General features: G+C 45.1%; 5 protein-coding genes. 4 read left to right on the forward strand and 1 reads right to left on the reverse strand.

What is annotated here, in order from left to right:
• The first annotated feature begins 49 nt into the window (after nucleotides 1-49).
• Nucleotides 50-1,417 carry an aminotransferase class III-fold pyridoxal phosphate-dependent enzyme gene (locus BM003_RS09855; RefSeq protein WP_093672614.1) on the forward strand — a complete coding sequence of 456 codons (1,368 nt, stop codon included), beginning with the start codon at nucleotides 50-52 and terminating at the stop codon, nucleotides 1,415-1,417.
• 15 nt (nucleotides 1,418-1,432) lie between these two features.
• On the forward strand, nucleotides 1,433-2,560 hold the full coding sequence (locus BM003_RS09860; protein ID WP_093672616.1) for an iron-containing alcohol dehydrogenase family protein: 1,128 nt from the start codon (nucleotides 1,433-1,435) through the stop codon (nucleotides 2,558-2,560).
• A 113-nt stretch (nucleotides 2,561-2,673) separates the two neighbouring features.
• Here BM003_RS09860 and BM003_RS09865 read toward each other — a convergent pair whose 3' ends face one another.
• Nucleotides 2,674-3,702, reverse strand: a complete 1,029-nt coding sequence (locus tag BM003_RS09865) for an LCP family protein (protein ID WP_093672618.1) — start codon at nucleotides 3,700-3,702, stop codon at nucleotides 2,674-2,676.
• A gap of 278 nt (nucleotides 3,703-3,980) precedes the next feature.
• Here BM003_RS09865 and BM003_RS09870 point away from each other — a divergent pair, with 278 nt between their 5' ends.
• A complete protein-coding gene (locus tag BM003_RS09870; RefSeq protein ID WP_093672620.1) occupies nucleotides 3,981-4,355 on the forward strand; it encodes an OsmC family protein in 375 nt (124 codons plus the stop codon).
• Nucleotides 4,356-4,510: 155 nt separating this feature from the next.
• The gene (locus BM003_RS09875; protein WP_093672622.1) at nucleotides 4,511-6,520 is read left to right on the forward strand and encodes a methyl-accepting chemotaxis protein; all 2,010 of its coding nucleotides are present in this window, start codon (nucleotides 4,511-4,513) and stop codon (nucleotides 6,518-6,520) included.
• Nucleotides 6,521-6,923 lie beyond the last annotated feature (403 nt).

A 6,923-nucleotide genomic window follows, 5' to 3' on the forward strand; every position in this document is an offset into this window, starting at 1 on the left:
TATGATGAGATTAATTTTAATTGATCACGAATAGAGGGGGCTGACTATTATGGAAAAAGTGGATGTCGCGCAAATTAAACAGATGGATCGAGACTATGTTCTGCATTCATGGGCGAAACAAAAGAGTGTTCATCCGAAGGTGATTGAAAAAGGTGAGGGTATTTTTTTCTGGGATGATGAGGGGAAAAAATATTATGACATGTGCGCGCAGCTTGTGTATTTGAATGTTGGTCACAGCCACCCGAAATTAATGGAGGAATTCAAGCATATTGGTGAGATCCCGCTTGCTTCTCCTGGGTTTGCGACTGCATCGAAAGCGTCGCTTGCCAAAAAGATTATTGATGTTGCTCCGAGTAATATGTCTAAAGTCTTTTTTGCGAGTGGCGGTGCTGATTCTAATGATCATGCGGTCAAAATCGCGCGTATGGTGACCGGGCGCTACAAAATTTTTTCACGCTACCGCTCGTACCATGGGGCGACATTCGGCGCCGGCAACCTTTCCGGGGAGGGGCGCCGTTTTACTGTTGAGCCTGGGCTTCCGGGATTTATTAAGTTTGACACGCCTTATATGTACCGCGAGTATATCCATTTTGAAAGTCAGGAAGCCATGTCCGATTATTATCTGGATCGGCTGAACAGCCAGATTATGTATGAAGGACCGGAACAGATCGCGGCGATCTTTATGGAACCGATCCCGGGCAGCAATGGCGTGCTTGTGCCGCCGAAGGGTTATCTGGAAGGTGTGCGCAAGTTATGCGATAACTATGGCATTCTGATGATTTGCGACGAAGTGATGTCGGGATTTGGACGAACGGGAAAAATGTTCGCTGTTGATCATTTTGATTTCGAACCGGATATGATGACCTTTGCGAAAGGCGTAACCTGCGGCTACAGCCCGCTTGGCGGGGTGATTGTCAGCAGGGAAATCGCTGATTATTTTGATGATCATGTTCTAATGACTGGTCTTACCTACAGCGGGCACACGGTATCGACCCAGATCGGCTGCGTTACCATGGATATTTACAATGATGAGCATTTAATTGAACATAGTGCGGCGATGGGCAACATCCTTGCAGCACGTTTGGAAAAGTTGCGCCGGTTTGATTCGGTCGGTGACGTACGTTATATTGGGCTGTTCGCGGCCGTTGAACTTGTGAAAGACAAGAAAACAAAGGACCCGTTAATCGCGTATGGGATGGATTATGGAAAAGACAAGGTCGGCCTGATGACCAAATTCATTGGCATGCTCAGTGAGTATGGATTTTACACATATTCCCATGAATCGAGCGTGATTATCGCGCCGCCGCTGATCATTACTGAGGAACAAATCAATGAGGCAATGAATCTTTTTGAAGACGTGCTGACTCATTTTGAGAAGACGGTTCTCTTTGCGAATCCGTCTGTCATGTCGAAGTAAGAAAGGGTGGAGCGTTTGGAAAATTTTTTCTATAAACAGCCGGTGCCAATTGATTTTGGCTTTGGAAAGCTGGATCAACTGCCGGAAATCCTAGACCGAATGAACCTGAAGCGGGGGTTATTAATCAGCGCGCCTTCGATGGTCCGCGCCGGAATCGCGCGGCGTGTTATGGAGCAGTCCGGCAACCGAATTGTGGGGATCTTTTCGGATATTCAACCGAACCCAACCGTAGTAAATACGGACGCCTGTGCGGCGATGCTTCGTGACTATCAGTGCACGTTTGCGGTCGCGCTTGGCGGAGGAAGCGTCATGGACTGTGCAAAAGCGGCTTGCTACGTTGCCGGAACGACGTATTGTGCGGCGGATTTGCTGTCCGGCGCGCGTAGAATTGATCGCCACGGGATTCCAATGATTGCTGTACCGACTACTTCCGGAACGGCAAGCGAAGTGACGACGGCGTCGGTACTGACAGATACGGAACGAGGGATCAAGGCACTGCTCGCAAGTGATTATCTGTATCCGATTTACGCGCTGGTCGATCCGGAACTGACGATGTCCTGTCCACCACAGGTCACGGCGGCAAGTGGATTTGATGTGCTCGCGCATTCGCTGGAGGCTTATTATGGAAAGAAACATCAGCCATTGACGGATTTGGCAGCTGAACGGGCAGCTTCGCTTGTTTTTACGCATTTGCTCGATGCCTATCATGAACCGGAAAATAAAGAAGCGCGTGCTCGGATGAGCGAGGCATCCGTCACTGCGGGGCTTGCGTTCAGTTTGACTCAGACGGCAGCGGCCCATGCTTGCTCGTATCCGTTGACTCAGGATTACGGCATTCCGCATGGCGAGGCCTGCGCGTTTACACTGCCTTCTTTTTGGCGGATAAACTGTACAGAAGGACCCGAATCCGCGCGCCTGCAGAGGTTCAGTAAACGACTCGGATTTAAAAGCGGCGCGGATCTTGCTGAGCGAATGGATCAGATGAAAAAAGAGATGAAGCTTCACATTACTTTGGAAGAAGCGGGGATTCACTTGGAAGATCTTGATGATCTGGTCGATAAAAGCTTCGCGCCGAACATGAGCAACAATCCGGTTGAAATCACTAAAGAGCGATTGAAGACAGTCTACCAAAATCTAGGATGAAGTTGAAAAAGGATTAGTGACTGTGAGCCGGGCGATATTTGCTCGGCTTTTTTTTCAAGCGTAAAAAAAACGGACCGCGCGTGATGACGGTCCGTTTTGATCTAACTGTTTGCTTAATTTGAAAAATATTTCTTGATTGTTGCCTGGAGCTCGGTCTGATCGAGAATAATCTGGCTGTTATTGGCCTTGAGCAGATCATCGTACATTTTCACGCCGCGTCCTTTGACTTGGCGATATTTAATTTGCTCTTCCGGATGAAAATCACCTTTAACGCCTAAACCAACGCTGACCATGTCTTCCGTTGACATGTTGGTCGCAATCAAGAACTTGGATAGCGAGCGAGACAGGGCAGGAAGACGGGTCACATTCGACGGCTGCATGACTTTCTTGGCAATGCCGATCAGTGCGGCTTGCTGCAGCTGTTGGCGTCCGTAGTCGGTGCCGGGCAGCGAATAGCGTTCGTGACAGAGCTCTGTGACCATTTCACCGCTTAATTTTTGAACGCCCGGTGCAAAAGTCTTGCCCTGATTTCTTGAGTACCACGCGTGCGTAAGCGTCACTTTAAATGGCAGATTCATCTCGATGCCGCCGAGTGCGTCGACCATGTATTGCAGGCCCCAATAATTGGTTTCGGCGTAATAATGGATCGGAACGCCGGTAAGATTGGATACGGCAGTTACCGCATCAACGATTCCTTTCTTCGTTCCATGCTTCACTTGCGAGATGTATTGCACACTGGTCAGCTTTGTATGACCATAGCCTTGCATGTACACACGTGTGTCACGCGGAATGCTGAGCATGTTGTACGTGTGGTTGTTTAAATCAGCATGAATCAGAACCATCGAATCCGTATGGCTGGCAGTATTGCCTTTTCGCGCATCTGAGCCGATCAGAAGAACATTGAATACACCGGCCTTTTCTTTATAATTTTTAACTTTACTATTATTTTTTGTTGAACCGACTGCCTGCAGATTATTAAAATGATTTGCCGGTTTAAGCTTATGGTATTCAAAAAATCCGTAAGCAGTACCGGCGACAAGCAGGAACGCAAGTGTTAATAGGACATAACGAAGAACTCTGTGGCGCCTTCTTGATTTTCTAAATGTACTTCTCGATTTTTCCGTTTCATTTTTCTTAACCATGATTTTCTCCTTTGTGAAATGCATTTCTACAGTTGGCAATTACAAAGTACAAATGCACCGGAATGCGAAAGGTTTCGATCAACCCTCCGTTTTTCCTAATCCATTCAATTAGTATAGCAAAATTTCGACTTTTTGTTTAAAATGTGTCGAAAAAAGTCTTCATTAGTTCATACACGTGTGATTGCAATAAGAGATCGAATGAACCTATGCAACGCACATATTGCCTTGTACGCCGCCATATAATGGATTAAAAGTTGAATTTACGGAGGTGTGTGACGATGGAATTAATTCAAGAGGCAGATACTCTGGAGCTTGTCCATGAGCATGGTAATTGGTCGCTCAGCCGGGAAACGGGTTTTTCACCGGTGCAGCTTCTAACGGCATCAGCCGCTGCCTGCAGCACTTATGTATTTGAGAAACTGCTTGATGAACGGGGCATTCCTTATGAAATGAAGAATGTGTCGTTTAATTATCAATTAGGCGTTTATTACCCGAATCCAATCGGTAAAATTGATGTGCATTTTTTTATAAAAGCAAATCAGCGTGTGCGTGAGGAAATCGAGCATGTCTTTTACCAAATCGCAGAAAACTGTCCGATCATTCAATCACTGCACCCACACATTAAAATCAATGAGTCAATTGTTTTTATTTAAGAAATTGGTTCCGTTTCATTAGCGGCTGGTCAATTCTATTTTATAAATTACAGACAAGTGAACCTTTCTTTCAGTAAGACAATTTTTTTATTACAAAAATCTCTTCTTATTCCGATATATAAATAAGAGCGAAAAGAAGGGGTTTGTGTCGAAAAATGTCTAAAAAGGGAAAAATTCATTGGAACAAGTTATTAAAATTAAATTTGAAACGTTCATTGATCATTGCGGCGGTCTGCTTTACAATCATTCCTGCGGCCATTGTTGGTGTGTATTCATTCATTAACGCTAAGGACGCAGTCAAGGACCAGATGGAAATCAGTGCGGAAAACAGTGTAGATCTGCTGAATCAAAATATTTCACAGATGATTGACAAAGAAAAAACGCGGCTGGATTATTTAGCCAGCCATGTTTCAGCTGTAAAGATGACGGATGGGGAGAACCGTGAGATCCTAAATACTCTGCTCTCCCAACAGCAGTCCGACAGCGGGCTCGCCCAAGTCTATGTTGGCGATCAAAAGAAGCACTACGTGTACACGCCGCAATCATTGATTAGACCAGATGGCTATGATCCGACGAAACGGCCTTGGTTCAAAAGTGCGATGGCCAATCCCCACCACATTGTCGTGAATGAGCCTTACAATTCAGAATTGGTTAAGGACTATGTTGTATCAATGTCGGAGACTACGACCGATGGAAAAGGTGTTGTCGCATTAGATCTTAAATTAGATGATATTCAAAAAATATCGAATGAAGTAAATGTAGGTAAAAAAGGCTACTCATTTATCATGAGCAGCGGTGGAAACATTGTTGCTCACCCAAAATTGAAGCCGGGAACTAAAGTTCCGGATGCTAAGTTACTGCAACTCGTAAAAAAAGGGAAACAAGGCGCATTAGATACACTATTTAAAGGTGTGCCTAAAAGAGATATTTACGTAACGAATAAAGACACCGGATGGATCATCGTCGGATCGCTGCTGAACAGCGAGGTAACGGATAATACGAACAGTATTCTGATGCGTTCCATTTTAGTCGGACTCATCACCGCAATCATTGGAGCCTTGATCGCTTTGTTTGCAGTCGTATTGATTATTCGTCCAATAAATAACCTGATTAGTGTTGCGAAGAAGGTTGCCGATAAAGATTTGACCAACTACGCGCAAGCTGATGGATTTGAAGAATTCAAGCACCTTGGTCACGGATTTAATCGCATGATTGACTCATTAAATGATGTGCTGACAGGCGTGGATGACAAAGCTACGGCTCTGGCGTCATCTTCTGAGGAACTAACCGCTTCGACGGAAGAAAATAAAGCGACCTCCGATGAAGTCGCGCATTCGATCCAAGAAATCGCGGCTGGCGCACAAGATCAAAACCAGAAGGTCGAATCTTCAAAACAAAACGTGACAGCCATTTATCAAGAAATCGAGAATATTTCGGCGAAGGCGGCCACACTGCGCGATAAGTCAGACGCGGCAATGGGTACTGTGAACAGCGGGAAGCTCTCATTAAATCAAGTAACGAATCAAATTAGAACCATTCGCACGACAAACAGCCAAGTGACCGGTGAACTGAATGGGTTAGTGGAGAAGATGGAATTAATCAGTTATACGAATAACCTGATTAATGACATAGCCGCACAAACACATCTCTTATCTTTGAACGCGGCCATTGAAGCTGCCCGTGCAGGCGAACATGGCAAAGGGTTCAGCGTTGTAGCGGAAGAAATTCAAAAACTGGCCAATCAGTCCTCAGAGTCGACTAAGAAAATTTCCGAAATAGAAGGTGCTATTTCAGAAAAAGTTCGCGAACTGGTGCAGTCTATGCAGAACAGTTCGAATCAGGTCGATCAGGGAATGGTCGTGGCTGACGAAGCGACAAAGACCTTTACGGAGATAGAAGAAACCGTAACATCTGTATCCGAAGCAACGAATGAAGTAACCCATTCCGTACAGACGATTGCAGGACAAACAAGTGAAATCGTTAAAAGTATTGACGACATTGCGAATCTGTCGGAAAATGCTAGCGGGCTTACTGAAAATGTCTCTGCTGCCGCTGAACAGCAATCAGCGTCTATGGAAGAAATAGCCAATAACGCGACGAACCTGTCATCGCTTGCCGATGACCTGAGACAAGTGGTTGCTCAATTTGTGATTAACAAAAAATAATCAGCCATATATGAAAGAGAAGTAAGCAGTCCTTGCTATTTGGGGCTGTTTTTTTTTGCAAGTAAAGATACATTCATGACCCGCTTGAGGGGGGCGATCAGGTAAGCGCCCAATCTGAGAAATAAACGGAAAAATTCCGCTTAATTAGAAAATGAATGAAAAAATTGCTTAAATAGACGGAGAAATTCCGCTTATCGAATCGAAAAACATGAAAATGGAGGTTTTTTCTGTGCATAAGCGGAAAAATTACCCTTATTTACCTGTAAAACAAGCGCCAGGATGCATATAACCGGAAAATTTCCGCTTATTTTATTCCGGCCGCGTTACTTAATTAAGGATCAAAATGATTTATTAGAAAACTTGGCTTCGCCAAGCCCCTGGCGAAGGCGAAGACTTAGTTGCG

This window comes from Sporolactobacillus nakayamae (genome assembly GCF_900113325.1).
Taxonomy (GTDB): Bacteria; Bacillota; Bacilli; order Bacillales; family Sporolactobacillaceae; genus Sporolactobacillus; species Sporolactobacillus nakayamae.